This window comes from Streptomyces aurantiacus, assembly GCF_001418335.1.
Lineage (GTDB): Bacteria > Actinomycetota > Actinomycetes > Streptomycetales > Streptomycetaceae > Streptomyces > Streptomyces aurantiacus.
In genome coordinates, this window is sequence record NZ_LIPP01000294.1 from 13,920 (window position 1) to 37,831 (window position 23,912).

22 protein-coding genes, 1 pseudogene and 1 riboswitch are annotated in these 23,912 nt (G+C 70.8%); of the genes and pseudogenes, 6 read left to right on the forward strand and 17 right to left on the reverse strand.

The features are described 5' to 3' along the window. Positions 1–79: 79 nt before the first annotated feature. Entirely contained in the window at positions 80–520 is a 441-nt protein-coding gene (locus AOK01_RS31700) for an Lrp/AsnC family transcriptional regulator (protein WP_055517715.1), read from the reverse strand. Between the two features lie 265 nt (positions 521–785). Here AOK01_RS31700 and AOK01_RS31705 point away from each other — a divergent pair, with 265 nt between their 5' ends. Next, entirely contained in the window at positions 786–1,223 is a 438-nt protein-coding gene (locus AOK01_RS31705) for a hypothetical protein (protein WP_055517717.1), read from the forward strand. Between the two features lie 556 nt (positions 1,224–1,779). Here AOK01_RS31705 and AOK01_RS31710 read toward each other — a convergent pair. Next, positions 1,780–2,955, reverse strand: coding sequence for an acyl-CoA dehydrogenase family protein (locus tag AOK01_RS31710; protein WP_055517719.1), 1,176 nt, complete (start codon positions 2,953–2,955; stop codon positions 1,780–1,782). Positions 2,956–3,301: 346 nt separating this feature from the next. Between AOK01_RS31710 and AOK01_RS31715 the strand changes: the two genes are divergently transcribed. After that, a complete protein-coding gene (locus AOK01_RS31715) occupies positions 3,302–4,579 on the forward strand; it encodes a glycoside hydrolase family 18 protein (protein WP_055517721.1) in 1,278 nt (425 codons plus the stop codon). 120 nt (positions 4,580–4,699) lie between these two features. Here the strand turns inward: AOK01_RS31715 and AOK01_RS31720 are convergent, their stop codons facing one another. The 3 genes from AOK01_RS31720 to AOK01_RS31725 form a co-directional block, all read right to left on the reverse strand. After that, on the reverse strand, positions 4,700–5,359 hold the full coding sequence (locus tag AOK01_RS31720) for a TetR/AcrR family transcriptional regulator (RefSeq protein ID WP_055517723.1): 660 nt from the start codon (positions 5,357–5,359) through the stop codon (positions 4,700–4,702). 127 nt (positions 5,360–5,486) lie between these two features. Next, entirely contained in the window at positions 5,487–5,633 is a 147-nt protein-coding gene (locus AOK01_RS43065) for an SCO1431 family membrane protein (protein WP_107099976.1), read from the reverse strand. Between the two features lie 170 nt (positions 5,634–5,803). Further along, the gene (locus tag AOK01_RS31725; protein ID WP_055517725.1) at positions 5,804–7,201 is read right to left on the reverse strand and encodes a peptidase C39 family protein; all 1,398 of its coding nucleotides are present in this window, start codon (positions 7,199–7,201) and stop codon (positions 5,804–5,806) included. 216 nt (positions 7,202–7,417) lie between these two features. On the opposite strand from AOK01_RS31725, the gene AOK01_RS31730 reads away from it, so the two are divergent. Continuing rightward, on the forward strand, positions 7,418–8,017 hold the full coding sequence (locus AOK01_RS31730) for a uridine kinase family protein (protein ID WP_079103925.1): 600 nt from the start codon (positions 7,418–7,420) through the stop codon (positions 8,015–8,017). 474 nt (positions 8,018–8,491) lie between these two features. Continuing rightward, on the forward strand, positions 8,492–10,360 hold the full coding sequence (locus tag AOK01_RS31735; RefSeq protein ID WP_055517728.1) for an AAA family ATPase: 1,869 nt from the start codon (positions 8,492–8,494) through the stop codon (positions 10,358–10,360). Positions 10,361–10,566: 206 nt separating this feature from the next. On the opposite strand, the gene AOK01_RS31740 is transcribed toward AOK01_RS31735, so the two are convergent. The 10 genes from AOK01_RS31740 to AOK01_RS31785 all read right to left on the reverse strand — a co-directional run bounded on the left by AOK01_RS31740 (position 10,567) and on the right by AOK01_RS31785 (position 20,106). Continuing rightward, a complete protein-coding gene (locus AOK01_RS31740; RefSeq protein WP_055517729.1) occupies positions 10,567–11,676 on the reverse strand; it encodes a hemolysin family protein in 1,110 nt (369 codons plus the stop codon). After that, positions 11,673–13,043, reverse strand: coding sequence for a hemolysin family protein (locus AOK01_RS31745; protein WP_055517731.1), 1,371 nt, complete (start codon positions 13,041–13,043; stop codon positions 11,673–11,675). Before AOK01_RS31745 ends, AOK01_RS31740 begins: the two co-directional genes overlap by 4 nt. A 198-nt stretch (positions 13,044–13,241) precedes the next feature. Then, complete coding sequence (locus tag AOK01_RS31750; protein ID WP_055517733.1) at positions 13,242–13,793, reverse strand: PH domain-containing protein; 552 nt, start codon at positions 13,791–13,793, stop codon at positions 13,242–13,244. Between the two features lie 32 nt (positions 13,794–13,825). Next, on the reverse strand, positions 13,826–14,683 hold the full coding sequence (hisG, locus tag AOK01_RS31755; RefSeq protein WP_055517735.1) for an ATP phosphoribosyltransferase: 858 nt from the start codon (positions 14,681–14,683) through the stop codon (positions 13,826–13,828). A gap of 110 nt (positions 14,684–14,793) precedes the next feature. Further along, positions 14,794–15,066: a phosphoribosyl-ATP diphosphatase gene (locus tag AOK01_RS31760; RefSeq protein WP_055517736.1), complete on the reverse strand. Its 273-nt coding sequence runs from the start codon at positions 15,064–15,066 to the stop codon at positions 14,794–14,796. A gap of 34 nt (positions 15,067–15,100) precedes the next feature. Then, the gene (gene ribH / locus AOK01_RS31765; protein WP_055517738.1) at positions 15,101–15,586 is read right to left on the reverse strand and encodes a 6,7-dimethyl-8-ribityllumazine synthase; all 486 of its coding nucleotides are present in this window, start codon (positions 15,584–15,586) and stop codon (positions 15,101–15,103) included. 57 nt (positions 15,587–15,643) lie between these two features. Next, positions 15,644–16,933 carry a bifunctional 3,4-dihydroxy-2-butanone-4-phosphate synthase/GTP cyclohydrolase II gene (locus tag AOK01_RS31770; RefSeq protein ID WP_055517739.1) on the reverse strand — a complete coding sequence of 430 codons (1,290 nt, stop codon included), beginning with the start codon at positions 16,931–16,933 and terminating at the stop codon, positions 15,644–15,646. Beyond that, on the reverse strand, positions 16,930–17,583 hold the full coding sequence (locus AOK01_RS31775) for a nicotinamide mononucleotide transporter family protein (RefSeq protein ID WP_055517741.1): 654 nt from the start codon (positions 17,581–17,583) through the stop codon (positions 16,930–16,932). The genes AOK01_RS31770 and AOK01_RS31775 overlap by 4 nt, the downstream gene beginning before the upstream one ends. After that, complete coding sequence (locus AOK01_RS31780) at positions 17,580–18,215, reverse strand: riboflavin synthase (protein WP_055517743.1); 636 nt, start codon at positions 18,213–18,215, stop codon at positions 17,580–17,582. The genes AOK01_RS31775 and AOK01_RS31780 overlap by 4 nt, the downstream gene beginning before the upstream one ends. A 157-nt stretch (positions 18,216–18,372) precedes the next feature. Next, positions 18,373–18,503, reverse strand: a riboswitch (FMN riboswitch). Positions 18,504–18,831: 328 nt separating this feature from the next. Continuing rightward, positions 18,832–20,106 carry an ROK family transcriptional regulator gene (locus AOK01_RS31785; protein WP_055517754.1) on the reverse strand — a complete coding sequence of 425 codons (1,275 nt, stop codon included), beginning with the start codon at positions 20,104–20,106 and terminating at the stop codon, positions 18,832–18,834. Positions 20,107–20,283: 177 nt separating this feature from the next. Between AOK01_RS31785 and AOK01_RS31790 the strand changes: the two genes are divergently transcribed. Next, positions 20,284–21,561 carry an MFS transporter gene (locus tag AOK01_RS31790; protein WP_055517745.1) on the forward strand — a complete coding sequence of 426 codons (1,278 nt, stop codon included), beginning with the start codon at positions 20,284–20,286 and terminating at the stop codon, positions 21,559–21,561. Between the two features lie 111 nt (positions 21,562–21,672). Beyond that, positions 21,673–23,055: a uracil-xanthine permease family protein gene (locus AOK01_RS31795; RefSeq protein ID WP_055517747.1), complete on the forward strand. Its 1,383-nt coding sequence runs from the start codon at positions 21,673–21,675 to the stop codon at positions 23,053–23,055. On the opposite strand, the gene AOK01_RS45530 is transcribed toward AOK01_RS31795, so the two are convergent. Both AOK01_RS45530 and AOK01_RS45535 read right to left on the reverse strand, forming a co-directional pair. Next, positions 23,037–23,493, reverse strand: a 457-nt coding sequence (locus tag AOK01_RS45530) for a glycoside hydrolase family 6 protein (protein WP_245702502.1), incomplete at its 5' end; no start/stop codon positions are given. The two genes, AOK01_RS31795 and AOK01_RS45530, sit on opposite strands and share 19 nt — an antisense overlap. 2 nt (positions 23,494–23,495) lie before the next feature. Continuing rightward, positions 23,496–23,912: pseudogene (locus AOK01_RS45535) on the reverse strand (glycoside hydrolase family 6 protein); the annotation flags it as partial.

Here is a 23,912-nt window from a genome sequence, read left to right on the forward strand (position 1 = left end):
TCTCGCCCCTCGACGGGGCGGCCTCGTGCGCGGGGCCGGGCAGCAGCGTGCGGGGGCCGGCAAGCAGGAGGGGCGGCCGTCAGATCTTCGGCGGCCGTGCCTCGTACGGTGTCGAGAGGACCACCGTCGTCCGGGTGGACACCCCGGCCAGGGAGCGCAGGCGCGCGAGGAGTTCCTCCAGTTCGTGCGGTGTCGAGACGCGGACCTTGAGGATGTAGTTCTCGTCGCCCGCGACGCTGTGGCAGGCCTCGATCTCCGGGACGTCGGCCAGTCGTTCGGCGATGTCGTCCGGGGCGCTGGGGTCGAACGGTTTCACCGAGATGAAGGCCGTCAGCGGCAGTCCCACGGACTCCGGGTCGACGACCGCGGCATAGCCGCGGATGACGCCGCGCTGCTCCAGCCGACGCACCCGCTGGTGCACGGCCGACGTGGAAAGACCCGTGGCCTTGCCCAGGTCGGTGTAGCTCATCCGCCCGTCTTCGACGAGCAGCTGCACGATGTGACGGTCCAGCTCCTCCATGGCGGAGAACCTACAGTGCCCTTGATCCCCCCGGGTACTCAGCGGCGCAGGTCATACCCGCTTTGTGATGTGGGCGCGGCCGGCCGGCGGGGCACGCGGCGGACAAACCAGCCGGGTCGGGCACTCACGGACGGCATGTGACGAACGCCACATGACACCGGCGGCTTCCGTGATGTTCTCGTGATTACCGCGGAGACGGGACGGGAAGTGCTTGCTGTGGCCGAGGTCGCAGTGCCTTGTCGGCCCATCCGAGGGGGAGTAATCCATGCAGAGTCTGAAGCGTCCTGGTCGTACCGCGCCCAAGCGGCAGCAGCCGGCCGTCGAGCCCGAGCCGGAGGGCGTCGAACCGGACGCCCTGGACGACGAGGAACTCGACGCGTACGACACCTTCGAGATGTACCGGGTGATCTGCCCGGACTGCGCGCAGCCCATCGCGCTCCTGGCGGACGAGGAGAGCCTGCCGGAGCACGCGCTCTGCGCGTCGCCGTGGAACCCCTTCGGACTCACGGTCTGTGCCGGTACGGGCCGCTCGGCGGCCGACGCCCGGCCCGCCGACGAGACGCTGGAGGTCCAGGAGCAGCACACCGCCCTGCTGTTGACGCTCCCTCAGGGACTCGACTGGCGGACCCAGCCCTTCTCGCACGTCGGCGGCCCCGAGTCGCGGCCCATGCAGGTGCCGGAGATGCGGCGCCAGGCCGCCTGAGCGCTCCTCGGCCGGGCCCCCGCCGCGGGGCCCTCGGCTGCGGGACGGTCCCCGTACCGGGTCCGTCGCGAACGCACTGGCGAATCCGCGCGTCGGTGACCTGCCGGGCCCGGGCCGCGTTGGCCCGGTATGACCCCCACATACACGGAGACGGGCCGTCGTCGCACGCTCCTTCTTCCCTTCGCAGAATCGGTTTCCCAGGGAACTCAGGAAGCTCAGCGAACTCAGAATGTGCAAAGCGCTCAGGGCACGCAGGGCACTCAAGGAACCCAAGCGGCCCAGACGAATCAACGGCCCCAGGAACCACAGTGGACGCGAGTGACTCAGAATCCCCTGAAGCCCCGTGAGCCACGGGCCCACGAGCCTCACGAGCCCCAGCAACGGTCCCAGTCGCACACGCCACACGAGACCCGCGAATCCCACCAGCCCCCGGACCCTCCGATCTACCGCGCGATGATGCGCGCCTGGTCCGACCGGGGCCGGACCCTGCCGGGACACCACGACCCGGAGTGGGCCAGGCTCGTGGCCCCTTCGGCGATGTACGCGTACCGGCGGTTCAGCGTGACTCGGGACCCGCGAGGTGACGGGCGATGACCATGCGCTGGATCTGATTGGTGCCCTCGACGATCTGCAGCACCTTGGCCTCGCGCATGTACCGCTCGACGGGGAAGTCCGCCGTGTAGCCGTACCCGCCGAGCACCTGCACGGCGTCGATGGTGACCTGCATCGCGGTGTCGGTGCAGAACAGCTTCGCCATGGCGGCCTGCCGGGCGAAGGGCCGTTGGGCATCACGCAGGCGGGCCGCGGTGAGATACAGCGCGCGGCCCGCCTCGATCCGGGTCGCCATGTCCGCGAGCATGAAGCGCAGGCCCTGGAAGTCCGCGATCGGCCGGCCGAACTGCTCGCGCCCGGTGGCGTAGGCGACGGCCTCGTCCAGGGCGGCCTGGGCGACCCCGACGGCGCACGCCGCGATGCCGAGCCGTCCGGAGTCCAGCGCGGACAGGGCGATGGCGAAGCCCTGCCCCTCCTCGCCGATGCGCCGGTCGTCGGAGATCCGCACCCCGTCGAAGTGGACCTGGGCGGTGGGCGAGCCCTTCATGCCCATCTTCTTCTCGGGCGCCGCGGCACTCAGCCCCTCGGCGTCACCGGGCACCAGGAACGCCGTGATGCCCCGCGCCCCCTCGCCGCCGGTCCGCGCGAGCACCGTGCAGAAGTCCGCGATCCCGCCGTGCGTGATCCAGGCCTTGGTGCCGGTGAGCGCCCATGATCCTCCGTCGCCCCGCACGGCCTTCGTGCGCAGCGACGCCGCGTCCGAGCCGGAGGCCGGCTCGGAGAGGCAGTAGGCGCCCAGGAGGCCGCCGCCGAGCATGTCCGGGAGGTGCTCGGCCTGTTGCTCCTTGGTGCCGTAGTTGGCGAGGGCGTGGCAGGCGAGCGAGTGCACGCTGACTCCCAGGCCCACGGTGAGGCGGGCCCCGGCGAGTTCTTCGAGGACCTGGAGATAGACCTCGTACGGCTGGTCCCCGCCGCCGTACTCGGAGTCGTACGGGAGGCCGAGCAGTCCCGACTCCGAGAGCAGGGTGAAGACCTCGCGCGGGAAGCGTCCGGCGTCCTCCTCCTCGGCCGCCTTCGGGGCGATCTCACGCTGCGCGATGTCGCGGACCAGCGAGATCAGATCCCGGGCCTCGTCCGTGGGCAGTTGCCGGTCCACCGGCTGCGGGGCGCGGTCAGGCATGGCGACGCTCTCCTCCCTGTCGGGCACATCGGCGAACGCACACCTGGGTGGGGCTGCCCCGCCGGGTCTTACGGGCACCGACGATGCTCGCGCCTCCGGGTCACGGAAGCGGCTGATCAGCGGCTGTGTGCGGTGAGTATGCCCGATCGGAGGCACCGAGTCACCAGTTAACGACCGCTTACTCAAGAGTACCGGACAGGAGTCGGGCGGGAGCCGGAATTGGTCCGCACCATTGACCAACTGGTCTAGTCCTCCTACTCTTTCGCCGCAAACGCTTCACCGCGTTCATGCCAATCGGCGTTCACGCCAATCGGTCCTGTTCCCCTCTCCCCCACGAGGAGACCCGATGCTCACCACACTCCGCCCCCGCGTCCGGTTCCGGGCGCTCCTGTCCGCCGCCTGTTGCGCCGTTCTCGGCGCCGGGCTGCTCGCAGGCGCGGGCACGGCCACCGCGGCCGGTACGACCGGGAAGGCCGCGACCCCCACGGCGGCCACCTCCGAAGCGGCCACCCCCGCCGCAGCCGGCTCCAAGGTCGTCGGCTATTTCACCGAATGGGGCACCTACGACCGGAAGTACCTGGTCAAGAACGTCCAGACGTCCGGCTCGGCGGGCAGACTGACGCACATCAACTACGCCTTCGGCAACGTCACCGGCGGCAAGTGCGCGATGGGCGACTCCTACGCGGCCACCGAGCGGACCCACACCGCCGACGAGTCGGTCGACGGGGTCGCGGACACCTGGGACCAGCCGCTGCGCGGCAACTTCAACCAACTGCGCGAGCTGAAGGCGAAGAACCCGAACCTCAAGGTCCTGTGGTCCTTCGGCGGCTGGACCTGGTCCGGCGGCTTCACGGAGGCGGCCAAGGACCCCGCCGCCTTCGCCCAGTCCTGCTACGACCTGGTCGAGAACTCGAAGTGGGCGGACGTCTTCGACGGGATCGACATCGACTGGGAGTACCCCAACACCTGCGGCCTCAGCTGCGACACCAGCGGGAGGGCCGCGTACACGAACCTGATGTCGGCCGTCCGCGCCAAGTTCGGCGGCTCCGCGCTTGTCACCTCGGCGATCCCGGCCGACGCCACCGCCGGCGGCAAGCTCGACGCGGCGGACTACGCCGGTGCCGCCCAGTACGTCGACTGGTACAACCCGATGACGTACGACTTCTTCGGCGCCTGGGACGCGACAGGACCCACGGCTCCGCACTCCGCGCTGAACTCCTACTCGGGGATCCCTAAGGCGGAGTTCCACACCTCCGCGACGATCGCCAAGCTCAAGGACATGGGCATCCCGGCCGCGAAGCTGCTGCTCGGCATCGGCTTCTACGGGCGCGGCTGGACCGGTGTCACCCAGGACGCGCCCGGCGGCACGGCGACCGGCCCGGCGGCGGGCACGTACGAGCAGGGCATCGACGACTACAAGGTGCTCAAGGCGAAGTGCCCGGCGACCGGCACGGTGGGCGGCACGGCGTACGCCAAGTGCGGTAACGACTGGTGGAGTTACGACACCCCGTCGACCATCGCCGAGAAGATGAGCTACAAGAACGCGCAGGACCTGGGCGGCACGTTCTTCTGGGAGCTGAGCGGCGACACGTCGGACGGCGAACTGATCAAGGCGATCAACTAGCGTCAGCGACAGGGTTGTTGGGGCGGAGAGGGGCCGACAGGTGGGCTCCCCCGCCCCAACTGCCGCACCAGTGTCCCCGCTGCGGGCCTCGCCTGTCCCCGCGGCGGGCCTCGCCTTCGTTCAGGCGTCCCGGCGCGCGGCCCGCGGGGCCGGATACGAGACGTCCAGCTCCTCGATGGCGCGCATCGTGGCGCCGAGCATCTTCACCAGCAGCTCACGCATGAGGTCGCGCGACAGATCGAAGTGGTCGATCCAGTCGAGGGTGGCCCCCTCCACGCCGCACAGCCAGCCGAGCAGCGCCATACGGGGCAGCGGGCCCACCTTCCGCCGCCCGTACGCCCCTTCGGCGATGGTCTCGACGATGGCTTCCCGCACGCCCTCGCGGATGGCGTGCACCTCGGCGTCGAAGCCGACACCGCCGCTGATGATCGTCCGGTACGCGGCCTGGTTGTGCTCGGCATAGCGCAGATAGCCGTCGATGGTGCGGTGCACCCGTTCCTCCGGGGGCAGTTCGAGACCGCCGGCTGCCCGGGAGATCAGCTCCGCCACCGAGTCCTCGACGATCGCGAGGTAATAGCCCCGCTTGGACCGGAAGTAGTAGTAGATCAATCCCTTGGCCACGTGCGCCTGTTTGGCGATGTCGTCCATCGACAGGGCGTCGTACGACGTGTCGGCGAACAACTTCCGCCCGATGGCGAGGAGTTCGGCACGGCGGGCCGCGGAACGGTCGGTGCCGCGAGCTCCGGGGCGGTCGACACCGCGCTGTGGGCTGATACTCAATTCCGGACCTGGTCTCAACTGCGAGCGGGACACGCGCAGTATGGCAGAGCCGTGCGATCAGCCTGTTCCAGCCTGTTCGAGCTGCCTCAGTCGTGATCGACCGTTCTCGACCGGGCGGGTCCTGGCGTCAGACCAGGCCGAGCTGCGTCACGAACATCGCGAGCACCAGCACGAAGGTCCAGCCCATGACGTGCTCGAAGATCTTCGGTCCGTCGTCCTTGGGGCCGCCCGTGCGGGCACGGACGCGTCCTGCGGTGGCAGAGGTCGTGGTCATGGCAGCTCGCTCACGGTCGACATTCGATGGATTCTCCCCACCGGCTCCCCACCGGTCCGTCCACCTTGCCACCGAATCGGGCTTTTGCGGGGGAGAGCTTGGTCACGCCCGACGGGCGGGTGTGGCGCACGGCACACCACACCCCATCACGCCCCATTACCAGGGCGGGCTCAGTGAATGCCCGCCTCCGCCAGGGCTTGGCGTTGGCCGGCCGTGAGGCGGGCCGGGAAGTAGAGGTAGCAGACCCCGCCGGTGCCCGAGACGACCTTGCCCGCGGCGTTGTACCTCTTCGTGCGGAGCCAGATGTTCTCCCACTCACGCCGCTTGTAGACGCGCCGTACCGCGTCGTTGTCGGGCGAGGCCGGGTCATTGGCGATCACGTCGCCGTCGGCGGTGAAGCCGATGACCGTCATCAGGTGCCCGGCCGTGCCGTACCCCGCGCCCGTCAGTTCGGACGCGAGGAACGACTGGGACGTGATGACCGGGATACCGGCCGCGATCAGGGTCTCCAGGTCGGCGAGCGAGCCGAGCCTGGTCACCACGCCCTGGAGACCGTCGTACGTCGCGGCGTACGCGGCGTTGAAGGGCCAGTTGCCGCAGCCGTCGTACTGGTAGTCGAACGTGTACCGCGCCGCGTGGCACACCTGCGGGTCCGCGTACTCGGGCTCGACCCAGGCCAGCGCCTCGGCCGTGGGCCTCCGCCCCCAGTACTCGATGATCATCTGGGAGGAGGTGGGGCTGCACCAGGCCTCGCCGCCGTTGTCGTACTCGGGGTACTGGCCCGCGTGGATCTCCTGCGAGTAGCGCGGCACCGTCAGCTCCCGCGCCAGACCGGGCGCCGACGCCGGGACGGTGAAGCGGTCCGGAACGTCGGAGCCCATCGCGCCGAGCCGCCACACCGTCGGCGTGGCCTTCGACCCGGGCTTGCGGTAGAGGGTCAGCCGCAGCCGGTACGACACCAGGCGCAGCCCCGAGGCCGCGTCGTCGATGGCGAAGGTGTCCGTCCAGACGCTGCTCCTCCCGTCGCTCTGGTCGTCCACCGAGGTCCGTCGGATGTCCTGGTCACCGGACGCCCAGCGGCCCAGCACGTACCAGGGGGTGTCCGTGCCGTCGGAGTACGTGCCCGTCAGTTCGATCTGCAGCCAGGTGCCCGCCGGGGTCCGCGCGTTCCAGGAGGCGATGACCTCGGTGGCGGGGACGGCGAGGCGGTGGACCGGCGAGGTCCAGCGCGCGTACTCCCAGGTCGCGGTCGTGCCGGTGTGCGGGTCCGGGTAGTCGCTGCGGCCCTTCGGGGTCCCGATCTCCAGACCGGGGCGCGCCCCCGGCACGGCACGGGCCCCTTCCACGCTGCCACCGCGCCAGTCGGCGTACGAGGTCCAGGCGTGGTTGTCCACGAGCTCGGAGGGCGCTTTCGACACGGCGGCGACGGCCGGGGTTTTCGCGGTGCCGGCTTCCGCGGTGCGGGCACTCGTATCCGCGGCGGCGGCCGGGCTCGCCGCTCCCGCGACGGCCGCTGCCACCGCCGCGGTCAGGACGGTTCTGCGGGACGGCTGTTCAGCTCTGGTCATGGACGAAAGACCCCCAGGTGTCCGGAACGGGCTGGCCCCATACGTGAGTGATGCGGGGTGGGTGTGCGCCAACTATGGAACGTGATCACGGCTTCTGCCAGCACTTCGGGCGTCGCGGCGCCGACCAATATTGGTCAATACCACTGGCATGTTTCCGGCCGTACGGGTCTCGGTAATGTATGCGGTGCACCTTCGCAGCGCGCCTCCGTATTCAGGATTCAGGAAACACCCATTCGTCTTCACACCCTCGCCCACCGGCTGCGCCGGCTGCCGCCCTCCTGCGGCTCCGTCCGGCTCGTCGGCGTCGACGGACACGCAGGGTCCGGCAAGTCCACGTTCGCGGACTGCCTGGCCGGGGCGCTGGGCGGCGTTCCCGTGCTGCGTCTGGACGACATCGCCACGCACGACGAGCTCTTCGCGTGGACCGGGCGGCTGCTCCGAGAGGTCGTCGAGCCGCTGGGCCGCGGAGAGACCGCGCGCTATCGCCCGTACGACTGGCGGCGGCGTGACTTCGGGCCGGCCCGCGCCCTGCCGCCCGCGCCCGTGATCCTCGTCGAGGGGGTCGGGGCGGGCCGTCGTGCGCTGCGGCCGCATCTGGCGCAGCTGCTGTGGATGGAGACACCCCCTGAGGACGCGTGGGCGCGCGGGCGCCGGCGGGACGGTTCGGCACAGAGCGACTTCTGGGAGAGGTGGGTTCCCGCCGAGCGTCGGCATTTCGCCGATGACCCCTCCGAGCCGTTCGCCGACCATCTGGTACGGCAGTGTTCAGACGGATATGAGGTACTGCCGAGGACCACTGGGACGCCGGTGAGGTAGCTGTTCGTCACGGACCGTGACGAGTGGCGTCTACGTGGTGGACTGGTGAAGGCCCCCGTCAAGAAGTTGCCTGAGTGCTCCAACTCGGCTTGACCGAGGGGCCGTACAGGTCTTACGTTCTCAATGTGCGGCCTCCCAAGGCTGCCCTGCAGACGCGAAGCCCCCGGTTGTTCCCCCGTGATCGGGGGCTTCGTTCTGTCCTGAGCGGTTTTCCGGACGCTCCGAGGTGCGTTTCGCTCACCCTCAGTGACCGTCCGGAGTGTGTCGCGTCTGCTCCCACCTCGAAGAACCCGTCGTGCGGCACCCTTCGGTCCGGTGCTCCCTCGCAGGTACGATGCCTCTTGGTGCGACCTACGGACGGCTGCTCTCCGCACCGCACGCAACTCCCGTCCGCGGCACAGCGGTTCGACGAAGACTGCCGACGGGCACCGGCCCGCCCGGTGATCAACGGGGGCACGGTTTGTGGGGGACGTGATGGACTTCGGCACGCGGGGCCCCGAGGCCCCGGCCGACCTCGCCTGGCTGCGAGGTGTGGACGCCTACACGATGGGGGCCTATCCGCAGGCGGAGGAGGAGTTCCGCACCGCGGTCCGGATGGATCCGGGGATGGCGGACGGCTGGCTCGGGCTGCACGCGCTGCGCGTCGACACGACGACCGCGCTGCTGCGGATGTTCCGGCACCGCGAACGCTTCGGGGAGCAGCGCGCCCGCCACCGGCGCACGCTCAACTCCTGGTACTGGCTGGGCTGGTGGGTGCAGCCGGTCCTGGAGTCGCCCCGTGACCTGCTGCTCGCGCACTCCTCGCACTGGCTCGACGGACGTCATGTCCCGGAGCTGGACCGGGCGTTGGCGAGCCTGCCCCCGGTGGACACGGACCCGCAGGTCCGGTTCCTGCACGCCTGCCGGGCCTATCTCGTCAAGGACTGGGAGCAGCTGGTCCGGCACACGGACCCGCTCATCGACGATCCGATGCTGGGCATCGAGGCGGGCCTGTTCGGCGGCATGGCGCGGGTACGCCTGGAGATGTACGGGCAGGCCGAGCCGCTGCTGTCGTCCGCGCTGATGCGCTGCCGCAGCGAGCAGCCGCAGCGCAAGGAGCTGCGGTACTGGCTGGCGCGGGCCCACGAGGGCACGGGCCGCTCCGCGGCGGCTCTCCCCCTGTACCGGGCGGTCCACCGGGTCGACCCTGCGTTCATGGACACCTCTGCCCGGCTCGCCGCGATCTCCGAGGGCGACGGGTACGACGAGACGGCCGACCTCGCGGCGATCACGCTCACCGGTGTCGGGCAGGACATCCTGGACGGCCCCGACGGCGTCGACCCGCTGTTCGGCGGCGAGGGCCGGGACCTGAAGCTGTCGGAGCCGGACCTGCCGCCTCCCGGTGGGCTGCCGTCCGAGTCGGACCGGGTCCGGGAGAAGGCCATCGTGCCGGTGCTGCCACCGCATCTGCCGACCGGCCCCACCGACCCCGCGCTGCTCGAAGAGGCGCTCTCCGAACTGGAGCGCATGGTCGGCCTCGAACCGGTGAAGCGCCAGGTCAAGGCGCTCTCCGCGCAGCTGAACATGGCACGGCTGCGGGCCGGCCAGGGCCTGCCGGTGCAGCCGCCGAAGCGGCACTTCGTGTTCTCGGGCCCCTCCGGCACCGGCAAGACCACCGTGGCCCGCATTCTCGGCCGGGTCTTCTACGCGCTCGGCCTGCTCGGCGGCGACCATCTCGTCGAGGCCCAGCGCGCCGACCTGGTGGGCGAGTACCTCGGCCAGACCGCGGTGAAGGCCAACGAGCTGATCGACTCCGCGATCGGCGGGGTCCTCTTCGTCGACGAGGCCTACTCGCTCTCCAACTCGGGCTACGGCAAGGGCGACGCGTACGGCGACGAGGCGCTGCAGGTCCTGCTGAAGCGCGCCGAGGACAACCGGGACCATCTGGTGGTGATCCTCGCGGGTTATCCGGAGGGCATGGACCGGCTGCTGGCCGCCAACCCCGGGCTTTCGTCCCGCTTCACGACCCGCGTCGACTTTCCCTCGTACCGTCCTCTCGAACTCACCTCGATCGGCGGGGTGCTGGCCGCGGAGAACGGGGACGTGTGGGACGAGGAGGCGGTGGACGAGCTGCGCTCCATCAGTGGGCACGTGGTCGATCAGGGGTGGATCGACGAGCTCGGCAACGGGCGGTTTCTGCGCACGCTGTATGAGAAGAGCTGCGCGTACCGGGATCTGCGGTTGTCGGGGTACCCGGGGCATCTCACGCGGGACGATCTGTCGACGTTGCGGCTAGCTGATCTCATGCAGGCGTACGGGGAGGTGTTGTCGGGGCGGGGGCCTCAGGCTCCGCCGGGGGTGTAGGTGCGCCTACTGGGGTGGTGTGCTGGTGTCGTCTTGCGGGTGCGGCGCCGTTGTGGCTTGTCGCGCCCCGCGGCGGAGCCGCAAATGTCACAGCCCCGCGCCCCTAAGACTGGCGCCCCCCTGAAAGCAGACGCCCAGTTCCCCGTGAGCCAAAAGACTGCGCAGTTCCCCGCGCCCCTGACGAGTAGGGGCGCGGGGCTGTTGTGTCAGCCGGTCAGGGCCTGGTTCGCCGGTTCCGGGGCGTGTGGCTGGGGTGAGGGCTCCTTGCGGGGCTCGTTCACCCGTGCCGTTGGAGGTTTCCGGTGGGCGGGGTCCTTGACCTCGCCCACCAGGAGTTCCAGTACGTCCTCCAGGGCGACCAGGCCCAGGACCCGGCCCGACGCGTCGGCGACCTGGGCGAGGTGTGTCGCGGCGCGGCGCATCACGGTCAGGGCGTCGTCCAGCGGAAGCTCGGCCCTGAGGGTCGTCATGGGGCGCCAGACCTGCTGCGGCACCGCCCGCTCGGACTCCTCCACGTCGAGTACGTCCTTCACGTGCAGATAGCCCATGAAGGCGCCGTTCTCCGCGACCACCGGGAAACGCGAGAACCCGGTGCGGGCGGTGAGCGCGACGACCTGGCCCGGGGTGACCGAGGGGCCCACCCTGACCAGGGACTCCGTGTCCAGGAGCACGTCCGTGACCGGGCGGGAGCCCAGCTCCAGGGCGTCCTCCAGGCGCTCCTGCTCCCCGGGGTCGAGGAGGCCGGCCTGGCCCGCGTCCTCGACCAGCCGGTTGAGCTGCTCGCTGGTGAAGACCGCCTCGACCTCGTCCCTGGGTTCCACGCCGAAGAGCTTCAGGATGACGCGGGCGCAGGCACCGAGGCCCACGGTGACCGGCTTGCACAGCCGGGCGAAGGCGACCAGGCCGGGGCTGAGCCACAGCGCGGTCTTCTCGGGGGCGGCCATCGCCAGGTTCTTCGGCAGCATCTCGCCGACCACCAGGTGGAGGAAGACGATCGCGGCGAGGGCGATGACGTACCCGAGCGGATGGATCATGCCCTCGGGAAGGTGCACCGCGTGGAAGACCGGCTCCAGAAGGTGCGCCACGGTGGGCTCGGCGACCGCGCCCAGGGTCAGCGAACAGATGGTGATGCCGAACTGCGCGGCGGCCATCATGTGCGGCAGGTTCTCCAGGCCGTAGATCACCTGCCGGGCCCGTGCCGTGCGGAGCGGTTCGATCTGGCTGCGCCGTACGGAGACCAGGGCGAACTCGGCGCCGACGAAGAACCCGTTGGCGAGCACGAGCAGGCCGGCGAACAGGAGTTGGAGCACGCTCATCGGACCGCCTCCGCGGCGGAGGCGGAAGCGAGGGCGGAGGCCGGTGCGGGAGCGGAGCCGGCTTCGGCGGTCCGCACGAGCCGGACCCGCTCGGCCCGGTAGTGCCCGACCTGGCGCACCGAGAGCCGCCAGCCGGGGAGTTCGGCCCGGTCGCCGGGCGCCGGGATACGTCCCAGCAGATCGGCGACGAGGCCCGCAACCGTCTCGTACGGGCCCTCCGGGACGTCCAGGCCGATGCGCAGGAGCAGGTCCACACGGCAGCTGCCGTCGGCGTCCCAGGCGGGCCGGCCGTCCTCGGGCGGCGCCGCGGCGAGTTCCGGCACGTCCAGTCCGTCGTGCTCGTCGCGGACCTCGCCGACGAGTTCCTCGACGATGTCCTCCAGGGTGACGACCCCGGCCGTGCCGCCGTACTCGTCGACGACGACCGCGATGGGCTGCTCGCTGCGCAGCCGCTCCAGGAGGGGCTGCACGGGCAGTGTCTCCGGGACGAGCAGCGGGGCCTGGGCGATCCTGGTGACCGACGTGCGCAGCCGGTCGTGCGAGGACACCGCGAGGGCGTCCTTGAGGTGCACCATGCCGACGATCTCGTCGATCCGCTCCCGGTAGACGGGGAAGCGGGAGAGGCCGGTGGCGCGGGTGAGGTTGACGACGTCCTCGGCGGTCGCGGAGGACTGGAGGGCGCTGACCTTCACCCGGGGGGTCATGACGTGTTGGGCGGTGAGGTCGGCCAGGGAGAGCGTCCGCACGAACAGGTCGGCGGTGTCCTGCTCCAGCGCGCCGGCCTGGGCCGAGTGCCGGGCCAGGGAGACGAGCTCGCCGGGTGTGCGGGCGGAGGCCAGCTCCACGGCGGGCTCGACGCCCAGCGCGCGGACGAGCCGGTTGGCGACGGAGTTCAGCCCGGCGATCACCGGCCGGAACAGGGTGGAGAAGACGTGCTGCGGGCCCGCGACGAACCGCGCGACCTGCAAGGGCTTGGACACCGCCCAGTTCTTGGGCACGAGTTCGCCGATCACCATCTGCACGGCCGAGGCCAGCAGCATGCCGACGACCACGGCGACACCGGGCACGGCGCCTTCCGGGAGGCCGACGGAGGTGAACGGGCCGTGCAGCAGCTCGGCCAGTGCCGGTTCGGCGAGCATGCCGACGACCAGCGAGGTGATGGTGATGCCGAGCTGTGTGCCGGACAGCTGGAAGGACAGTTCCTTGAGGGAGTTGACGACGGTACGGGCCCGTCGGTCACCCTCGGCGGCGGCCCTCTCGGCGTCGGGGCGCTCCACCGTGACGAGGCCGAACTCGGCCGCCACGAAGAAGCCGTTGGCGAGGATCAACAGGAACGCCGCCCCGAGGAGCAGCAGGGGGATGGTCATGCCGCCGCCTCGATGGGTCGGGAGGGGGCGGCGCAGGTACTACAGGACGATCCGTCCATCGCTGGAGGGAGTCACTCCTCGAATAGCAGGGGGCCGCTGAGTTCCGGGCGGAAGTCGGCGGCGGAGGCGCAACGAAAACGCCTCCGCCAACAGATTAATCAAGACATGGGCCCGGGCGGCAGGGTGGAAGGCCGAGAGTCAGCCGTGATGTTCGTCGTGCTGTCCGTCGTGGTGTTCCTGGCGCTGCTCGTCGTGGTGTCCGTCCGGCCCGTCCCGCCCGCTGAGGGAGCGGGCCTGGGCGAGGGCGCGCAGCGCACGGGCGTCGGTGATCGCACGCTGTCGGGCGATGCCCGGCTGGATGCCGAGCGCGGGCAGGCTGGTGCCGTCGCTGAGGTTCAGGAAGACCCACGGGTCCCCCGGACGCAGGTTGACCTGCACGATCTCCTCCCAGGCCAGCCGCCGTCCGCTGATGATGTTGACGACGGTGACCCCGGTCACGTCGGCGACGACTTTCGGCCGGGCCAGCAGCACGAGTACTCCGAAGAGCAGCGCGCCCGTGAAGACGAAGGTGAGCCGTTCCCCCGGGCCGAGCTTCTCCAGCAGCAGCGCGACCGTGGTGATGACCACGAAGAACACGGCACCGGCGGTCAGCAGCACGGCACGGGTACGCCCGGGCCTGAAGGTCACAGGGAGGACGGGCAGCGGCTCTGGTGAATGTGGGGCTTCTGGTGCGTCTGGTACGTCCGGCATGGCGAAACCATTCCTACTGTTTCTACTGTTCCTCAGAGACGGCAGGCGTGGATGGCCGTGGTCAGGATGGCCCGCGCGCCGATGTCGTACAGGTCGTCCATGATCCGCTGGGCCTCCTTGGACGGGACCATGGCGCGCACGGCGACCCAGCCCTCGTTGTGGAGCGGCGAGACGGTCGGCGACTCCAGGCCCGGGGTGAGCGCGACGGCCTTCTCCAGCTGCTCGACGCGGCAGTCGTAGTCCATCATCACGTAGGTCCGCGCGACGAGGACGCCCTGGAGGCGGCGCAGGAACTGCTGGACCTTGCGCTCGGTGTCCTCGGAGGTCTCCGCGCCGGAACGCCGGATGACGGCCGCCTCGGACTTCATGATCGGCTCGCCGAAGACCTCAAGGCCCGCGTTGCGCAGCGAGGTGCCGGTCTCGACGACGTCCGCGATGACCTCGGCGACGCCGAGTTCGATGGCCGTCTCGACGGCGCCGTCGAGGTGCACGACGGACGCGTCGATGCCCTGGTCGGCGAGGTACTTGGCGACGATGCCCTCGTACGAGGTGGCGACGGTCATGCCGGCCAGGTCCTCGATGGATGTGGCCGTGCCGGGCTTGGTCGCGAAGCGGAAGGTGGAGCGGGCGAAGCCGAGCGGCAGGATCTCCTCCGCGTCGGCCGCGGAGTCGATGAGCAGGTCCCGGCCGGTGATGCCGATGTCGAGGCGGCCGGAGGAGACGTAGATCGCGATGTCGCGGGGGCGAAGGTAGAAGAACTCGACCTCGTTCTCCGGGTCGACGATCCTGAGCTCCTTGGCCTCCCGGCGCTGCTGGTAGCCGGCCTCATGCAGCATCTCCCCCGCGGGACCTGACAGGGAACCCTTGTTGGGGACGGCGATGCGCAGCATGAGGTCGGCTTCCTTCGTTCGTGCGGGTGGCGGGAGTACGGACTCGGGGCGTACGTGGACTCAGGGTGTACGGAGCTGGGGGCGGGCGGGGCTCGGTGGCGTGCGAGGGCTCAGAGGTGGGCGTACACGTCGTCCAGGGTGATGCCGCGAGCGACCATCATGACCTGGACGTGGTAGAGCAGCTGCGAGATCTCCTCGGCGGCTGCCTCCTTGCCCTCGTGCTCCGCGGCCATCCAGACCTCGGCGGCCTCTTCGACAACCTTCTTGCCGATGGCATGGACCCCCTTGCCGACCAGCTCGGCGGTGCGGGAGGTGGCGGGGTCGCCGGTGGCTGCCTTGTGCTGGAGCTCGGCGAAGAGCTCCTCGAAAGTCTTCTTGGACATGGTGGTCCTCACCCTACGCGCTCGCGCACCCCCGTCAGCGCCAGGGTTCGGATACTGAGCGGAGGGTGGCCGCGGTCGCCACGGCGGCCGTCACCGCCTCGTGCCCCTTGTCCTCGTGCGAGCCCTCGATGCCCGCGCGGTCCAGTGCCTGTTCCTCGGTGTCGCAGGTCAGTACGCCGAAACCGACGGGGACGCCGGTGTCGATGGAGACCTGGGTGAGGCCCTGGGTGACGCCCTGGCACACGTACTCGAAGTGCGGGGTGCCACCGCGGATGACGACGCCGAGCGCGACGATCGCGTCGTAGCCACGGCCCGCGAGGACCTTCGCGACGACCGGCAGCTCGAAGCTGCCGGGGACCCGCAGGAGGGTCGGCTCGTCGATGCCCAGCTCGTGCAGGGCGCGCAGCGCGCCGTCGACGAGTCCGTCCATGACCTTCTCGTGCCACTGCGCCGCGATGACGGCGACCCGCAGGTCACCGCAGTTGCGTACGGACAGTTCGGGTGCACCCTTGCCGCTCACGTGTGTGTCTCCTCGTGCTCTGCAGTACTCGTGCTGTGCAGTACTCGTGTTGTGCAGTTACTGGTTGCCGCAGGCGGACACGGTGGGCGTGTCCAGCCAGGGCAGGTCGTGCCCCATCCGGTCCCGCTTGGTGCGCAGATACCGGAGGTTGTGCTCGCCCGCCTGTACGGGCATCGGCTCGCGGGCGGTGACCTTGAGGCCGTGGCGGACGAGCGCGTCGGTCTTGTCGGGGTTGTTGGTCATCAGCCGCAGGCTGCGCACCCCGAGGTCCTCCAGGATCTGCGCGCCGGCCGCGTAGTCGCGGGCGTCGGCGGGCAGGCCGAGTTCGAGGTTGGCGTCGAGGGTGTCGCGGCCGCGCTCCTGGAGCTCGTACGCGCGCAGCTTGGACAGGAGCCCGATGCCGCGCCCCTCGTGGCCGCGGAGGTAGACGACGACGCCGCGGCCCTCTGCCTGGATGCGCTCCAGGGAGGCTTCGAGCTGGGGGCCGCAGTCGCAGCGCAGGGAGTGGAAGACGTCCCCGGTGAGGCATTCGGAGTGGATCCGCACGACGACGTCCTCGCCGTCGCCGATCTCGCCGTGGACCAGCGCGACATGCTCGACGCCGTCGACGGTGGAGCGGTAGCCGTACGCGGTGAACTCGCCGAAGGCGGTGGGCAGTTGGGTCTTGGCCTCGCGGCGGACCGTGGGCTCGGCGGTGCGCCGGTAGGCGATCAGGTCCTCGATGGAGATGATCGTCAGCCCGTGCTTGCGGGCGAACGGGATCAGCTCGGGCAGGCGCAGCATCCGCCCGTCCTCGCCCGCGATCTCGACGATGGCGCCGGCCGGCCGCAGGCCCGCGAGCCGGGCGAGGTCGACGGCGGCCTCGGTGTGGCCGTTGCGGACGAGCACGCCGCCGGGCTTGGCGCGCAGCGGGAAGATGTGGCCGGGGCGTACGAAGTCGGTCGCCCCGGCCTCGCCGCCGGCCAGCAGCCGGAGTGTGGTGGCGCGGTCGGTGGCGGAGATGCCGGTGGTCACTCCGTAGGCGGGGCCCGCGTCGACGGAGACCGTGAAGGCCGTACGCATCGACTCGGTGTTGTTCTCGACCATCTGCGGAAGCTGGAGGCGGTCGAGTTCGTCGCCCTCCATGGGCGCGCAGATGAGACCGCGGCACTCGCTCATCATGAAGGCGACGATCTCGGGGGTCGCCTTCTCGGCGGCGATGACCAGGTCGCCCTCGTTCTCGCGGTCCTCGTCGTCGACGACCACGACGGGACGGCCCGCGGCGATGTCCGCGACGGCCTTCTCGACCGGGTCGAGAGCGAAGTCCTCGATGTTGTCCGTGCTGTACCAGACCGGCGCGCTTGTCATACCGGGGCTCCTTCCAGGACGGGCTGCCCGGCCTTGCGGGAGCGCAGCCACCAGTCGCGCATGCCCCACAGGACGAGCGCGCCGTAGATGATGTAGACGAAACCTGAGAACGCGAAGCCGTTGGCGAAGTTCAGCGGCACGCCCACCAGGTCGACGAGCAGCCAGGCGAACCAGAACTCGACCATGCCGCGCGCCTGGGCGTACATCGCGACGACGGTGCCGACGAATATGTACGCGTCGGGCCAGGGGTCCCAGGACAGGGACGGGTACGCGGTGAACAGGCTGCCGACCGCGAGGGTGCCGACGGCCGCGGCGCCGAGCAGGTACCCGCGCTCGCGCCAGGTGGCGAACCGGACGGCGACGGAGCCGTCCGTACCCACGCCCGAGCCGCCCCTGCGGCTGTTCCACTGCCACCAGCCCCACAGGGCGACGGCCATGACGACCAGCTGTTTGCCCGCGCTGCCCGAGAGGTGGGCGGTGGCGAAGGCCGCGAGGAGGATGGCGCCGGACAGGAACTGGACGGGCCAGGTCCAGATGGAGCGGCGCCAGCCGAGAGCGAGGCCGACGAGACCGATCACGTTGCCGATCATGTCGGCCCACTTGATGTGCTGGTCGAAGAGCGTGAACGCCTCGGAGTTGAGCCAGTTCACCGTGTCTCTCCCCGCGTGTCGGGCAGGCTCACCGGCTGCTCGCCCCGCGCGCCGAGCAGCCGCTCGACGTACTTGGCGATCACGTCGACCTCCAGGTTGACCGGGTCACCGGGCTGTTTGCGGCCGAGGGTGGTCAGGTCGAGGGTGGTCGGGATGAGACTGACGGTGAAGAAGTCGGGGCCGGCGTCGACGACGGTCAGGCTGATGCCGTCGACGGTGATGGAGCCCTTCTCGACGACGTAGCGCGAGAGGTCCGCGGGGAGTGAGATCTTCACGATCTCCCAGTTCTCGGACGGCTTGCGCTCGATGATCTCGCCGGTGCCGTCCACGTGGCCCTGCACGATGTGCCCGCCGAGTCGCTCGCCCACGGCCATGGGCCGTTCGAGGTTGACGCGGGAGCCGACGGCGAGGGCGCCGAGGCTGGAGCGGTTCAGCGTCTCCGCCATCACGTCGGCGGTGAACTCGCCGTCTTCGTGGTCGACGACCGTCAGACAGACGCCGTTGACGGCGATGGAGTCTCCGTGACGTGCACCTTCGGTGACCACGGGGCCACGGAGCCGGAAACGGGAGGCGTCGTCGAGATTCTCGACGGCGGTGACCTCACCCAGCTCTTCAACGATTCCGGTGAACACTTCCCGGGTCCTCCTGCCTCTTCGGGCACGGACTCCGGGGCCTGTCGATGACGACAGATGTGAAACGAACGGAACACCGATGACAACGCCGACGCCGCGCAGGACGTGTCCGTGGGACACGTCGAAACAGACGGCGGCGTGCACGAATGCCCGCCCGCCGCGCACTGCCTCCCATCCGGACTTTAACCGTCGGTCCAGGAATTTCACCTGGTCAACCGGCCGCTGGAAGCGACCGGGTCGCGGACTGTAACCGCCGGTTCGGACTTTCACCGACCCCGGAGTGCGCTGCTTTTGGTACAGACTCAGTCTGCCACGCCGGACAGACACCCATGCGGGTGAATTCTGTGGGGTGGCTCACAGGGTGTACCGATGGACTTCACGGGACACTCGCGAGGAGGCGGCGCCCCGCCCAGTGATCCAAAACTATTGACGCTTTGGTCTAGTCCTATCTAGGGTCTGCGTGCACCGGCGCCTCTCCGGGTCCGCTTCCGCCGACCCGCCCCAGATCGACCCGGCGGCGGTGACGGTGGCCCTTGCCCCGCCGCCGGGTCTCCGTTCCCGGTACGGGCGGTACGGGCCCCGTGGGTCACGTCTCGGGGGGCACCTCTCCGGGGGGTCACTTCTCGGGCGGCGCGAAGAGCTCGTCCTGGGCCCCGTCCCGCGCCACGAGCAGGGCACCGCGCAGCACGGCGCCGCCGCCCAGCGCGCCGGCCCGCACCTCGGTGGGCAGGGGGGTCATCCGGCCGAGCCGGTCCCGCACCCGGGCCGCGAGCACCTCACCGCCCGCCCGGCCGACCTCGCCGGCGAGCACCACGCAGCCCGGGTCCAGCACGGCGATCACGGACGCGGCACCGAGGGCGACGCGATCGGCGAGCACGTCGAGGAATTCGGACGCGGAGGCCGAGGCGGAGGCCGAGGCGGAGGCGGCGACCGGGTCGGCACCGTAGGCCGGTCCCGAGGCCCGTCCCGGGGCCGGCCCAGAGGCCGGTCCGGAGGTGCGTGACACCGCCTCCCTCACCAGCGTCGCCGCATGCGGTTCCTGGGGCGCGAGGGGCGCCACGACGCCGTACCGCCGCGCCAGTTCGGCGATCGCCGCGGCGCCCGCGAGGGAGTGGAAGCCGCCCTCGCAGTCCGTCGCGGACGGCAGGCCGCCGGTGCCCGGCACCGGCAGGAAGCCGATCTCGCCGGTGCCGCCGGAGGCACCCCGGCGCAGGACGCCGTCGAGGACCACGGCGGCGCCGATCCCGTGGCCGAGCCAGAGCAGGACGAAGGTGTCGCGGTCGCGGGCCGCCCCGTCGCGCTGCTCGGCCAGGGCCGCGAGGTTGGTCTCGTTCTCCACGACGACGTGGGCCGCGAGCCGTTCCTGAAGGGCCGCGGCCAGGTGGCGGTGCCAGGCGGGCAGGCCGGTGGAGTCGCGGAGTTCACCGGTGGCGGGGTCGATCAGGCCGGGTGCCCCGACGCCGACGGTGTGCAGCCGCTCGACACCCGCCTCCTTGGCCGTACGTTCGACCAGCGCGACCGCCTGCTCGACGGCGGGCCCGGTGTCGGTCTCGTCCGCGATCGGCACCGACGCCTCGGCCAGCACCGAGCCGAGCAGATCGGCGACGACCACGGTCACACCCTCGGTGCGTACGTCGAGGGCCGCCAGGTGGGCCCGGTCGGCGACGATGCCGTACAGCCGGGCGTTCGGGCCGCGCCGCTGCTCGCCCGACTCCCCCACCACACCGATCAGGCCGCCCGCGGCAAGGCGTTCCACCAGGTCGGCGACCGAGGGCCGGGACAGACCGGTGAGCTGCTTCAACTGCCCTGCCGTCAGCGGGCCTTCCTGCTGCAGCAGACGCAGGGCGAGCCGGTCGTTGAGGGCCCGGGCGGTGCTCGGTGATGCGGGCATGCCGGGATCCTTCCAGATCATGGCCGCATCGGTCGGCGGCCCCCGAAAACCATCTATCTATCAGGCAGGCTGCCTGATAGTTTACGGCGGCAGAGCGGGGACCGGGAGACCGGAACACCGGAACACCGGAACACCGGAACACCAACGACTGAAAGACAGCAGGGAGGGCCAGGGAAAATGAGTGCTGTGGTCTACGACCGGCGGGAGGTGAAGCGCTCCCGGTATGCCGTGGCGGCGGTGTTCGCCGTGCACGGGGCCGTCACCGGCTCGTTCGCGACGCGCGTTCCGTGGATCCAGGACCACGCGTCGGTGAGCGCGGGCCAACTCGGCCTGGCCCTCGCCTTCCCCGCGATCGGCGCCTCCGTGGCGATGCCGCTGGCCGGCGGCGTCAGCCACCGCTTCGGCGCCCGCGCGGCCCTGCGCGGACTCCTGGCGCTGTGGACGCTCGCACTCGTCCTGCCGGCCCTCTCGCCGAACCTGCTCACGCTGTGCCTGGCCCTTTTCGTCTACGGCGCCACGGCGGGCATGGCCGACGTGGCGATGAACGCCCTGGGCGTCGAGGTCGAGAACCGGCTGAACAAGTCGATCATGTCCGGGCTGCACGGCATGTGGAGCGCGGGCGCCCTGGTCGGCTCGGCCGCCGGCACGCTCGCCGCGCATCTGGGCACCGATGCCCGTGTGCACCACGCACTCGCCGCGGTGGCGCTCACCCTGCTCGGCGTCGTCGCCTGCCAGGGCGTACTGGACCTGCGTGCCACCGAGGACGAGGAACCACCCCCGCGTTTCGCGCTGCCGCCGAAGTCGGCACTGCTCATCGGCGCGATCGGCTTCTGCGCGGTGTTCGCGGAGGGGGCGAGCCTGGACTGGTCGGCGATCTATCTGCGGGACGTCCTCGGCAGTTCCGCGGGGCTCGCGGCCGCGTGCACGACAGGCTTCACCCTCACCATGGCGCTCGCACGGCTGGCGGGCGACGCGGTGGTGGACCGGTTCGGCCCGGTGCGCACCGTGCGGGTCTGCGGCCTCCTCGCCGCCGGCGGCGCGCTGCTCGTCGTGCTGGCGCAGAACACGGCCCTGGCCATGACCGGCTTCGCGCTGCTGGGCCTCGGCATCGCCATCGTCGTACCGCTCTGCTTCGCCGCGGCGGGGCGCAGCGGCCCCAACCCCGCCCAGGCCATCGCGGGCGTCGCCACCATCACGTACGCCTCGGGCCTGATCGCGCCGTCCGTGATCGGTACCGTCGCGGACGCGACGAGCCTGGTGACGTCCTTCGTCCTGGTGACCGTGCTGACCTTCGGGCTCGCCGCGCTCGCGGGCGTTCTGCGCACCAGCGGCCGTACGACGGCCGGAAAGTCCGGTACGACGGGCGGAGTGGCCGGTTCGGCGACTGGAGAGGCCAGTGTGGCGGCCGGAGGGGCCAGCACGGCGGAGGCGAAGATTCCGGATCACCGGCCCTGAATCAGCCGTTCTCGCGGCTCCGCCCTACCATGGCGCTGATCTTCACGTACGGAATCCCGGCCACGGAATCTCGGCCACGGGATCTCCGGTACAGAGAAAGCGATACCCATCATGGATCTCGGCGTGCGCTGGAAGCTGCACGGTGACGGACGTACTCCCGCACCCGGAGCGGTCGTCCGCCCCGACGAACGGCTCTCGTGGCCGCGTACGGCCGGGCTCGGCGCCCAGCACGTCGTGGCCATGTTCGGGGCGTCCTTCGTCGCACCGGTCCTGATGGGCCTGGACCCGAACCTCGCGATCATGATGTCGGGCGTCTCGACGGTGATCTTCCTGCTCGCGACCCGCGGCCGGGTGCCCAGCTATCTGGGCTGTTCACTCTCCTTCGTGGGCGTCGCCGCGGTGATCCGCGCGCAGGGCGGTTCCAGCGCGACCGTGACCGGCGCCGTGTTCGTCGTGGGCGTCGTGCTGTTCCTGGTCGGTCTCGCGGTGCGGCGGTTCGGGGCGCGGATCATCCACGCCGCGATGCCGCCGGTCGTCACGGGCGCGGTCGTCATGCTGATCGGCTTCAACCTGGCCCCGGTCACCGCCGCCACGTACTGGCCGCAGGACCAGTGGACGGCTCTGCTCGTGATGCTGTTCACCGGTCTGGCCGTGGTGTGTCTGCGCGGTTTCTGGTCCCGGATCGCGATCTTCCTCGGACTGGTCTTCGGGTACGGGATCTCCTGGGTCCTCGACCTCGTCCTCGGGCGGATCCACTCGGTCGACGCGAGCGGCAAGCTCACCGACCACTGGCGGCTCGACCTCTCCGGCGTCGGCTCGGCGGACTGGATCGGGCTGCCGGCCTTCCACGGGCCGTCCTTCGAGTGGTCGGCGATCCTCGTGGCGCTGCCCGTCGTGATCGCGCTGGTCGCCGAGAACGCGGGCCATGTGAAGGCCGTCGGCGAGATGACCGGCGACTCGCTGGACGACAAGCTGGGCACCGCGATCTCCGCGGACGGTGTCGGTTCGATGCTGTCCACCGCCGTGGGCGGCCCGCCCAACACCACGTACTCGGAGAACATCGGCGTCATGGCGGCGACGCGCGTCTACTCGACGGCCGCATACTGGGCCGCCGCCGGCTTCGCGCTGCTCTTCGGACTCTGCCCGAAGTTCGGCGCGGTCGTGGCCGCCATTCCGGGCGGTGTGCTCGGCGGGATCACCGTCATCCTGTACGGCATGATCGGCCTGCTCGGCGCGCAGATCTGGCTCAACGCCGGGGTGGACCTGCGCAACCCGCTGAACCTGGTACCGGCCGCGGCGGGCATCATCATCGGCGTCGGCAACGTCACGATGAAGTTCACCGACACCTTCTCGCTGAGCGGTATCGCGCTCGGCACGCTCGTCGTCATCACCGGCTACCACGCGCTGCGGGCGATGGCCCCCGCGCACCTCAAGTCCCAGGAACCGCTGCTCGACGAGGGCACGTCCTCGTACGGTCAGCGTGCCAAGTCGTAGGCGTAGTCGGGGGTGAACGTCCCCGGCGCGCCCCTGCAGCCGTCGGACTCGCCCGGCAGCTTCACCCACAGATAGGCGTCGATCCTCGCCTGGCCGGTCCGCAGGGTCGGCGCCTGCCCGAGCTTGCGGCCCGCGGGGTCGCACCACTCGCCGTCGGCCGGGGCTCCGTTGCCGTTGCGGCTGGTGTCGATCACGGCGCCCAGACCCGCGGGGCCGCCGAGCGCGTCGAGCGTACGGCGGACGTACGCGACCTCGTCGCCCGTGCGGTTGAAGTTGGAGACGTTGCTGAAGATCCCGTCCGAGGAGGCGGCGGACGCGGCCCCGGCCCGGCGCAGCAGTCCGGCCTGCTGCCGCGGCGAGTTCCAGTCCGAGTGGCCCGCGTCGAAGTAGACCCGTGCCTTCGGGTTCGCCGCCTTGAGGACGCGGCCCGCGCGGGCCNNGTCGATCCACCCGCCGTACGCGCCGAGGTCCGGCGCGCCGCCTTGCGAGGCCCCGCCGCAGTCGCGGTTCGGTACCGCGTACGGCACGACGACGGGCACGCTGCCCTTCGCGGCCCCGGCCGAGGTGACCGCCCTGACCCGGGCGGTGATGTTCGAGGGCGTGTAGTCCGCGAACCAGACCGCGGCGGGACGATCGGCTATCCGCGACTCGATGACGGGCCGGCGCGGATCGTCGCGGTTGGCCCGGACCCAGTCCAGGACCTGGGAGTCGGTGTGGCGGTACAGCCGCACGGACGCGGGCCCGTTCCTCGGCTTCGGCGACGCGGACTTCGAGGCCTTCGGGCTCGGCCCGGCCTTCGATGCCGAGGGCGACGCGGAGGCCGATGTCGTGGAGGGCGAGGGCGGCAAGGGGGTGGG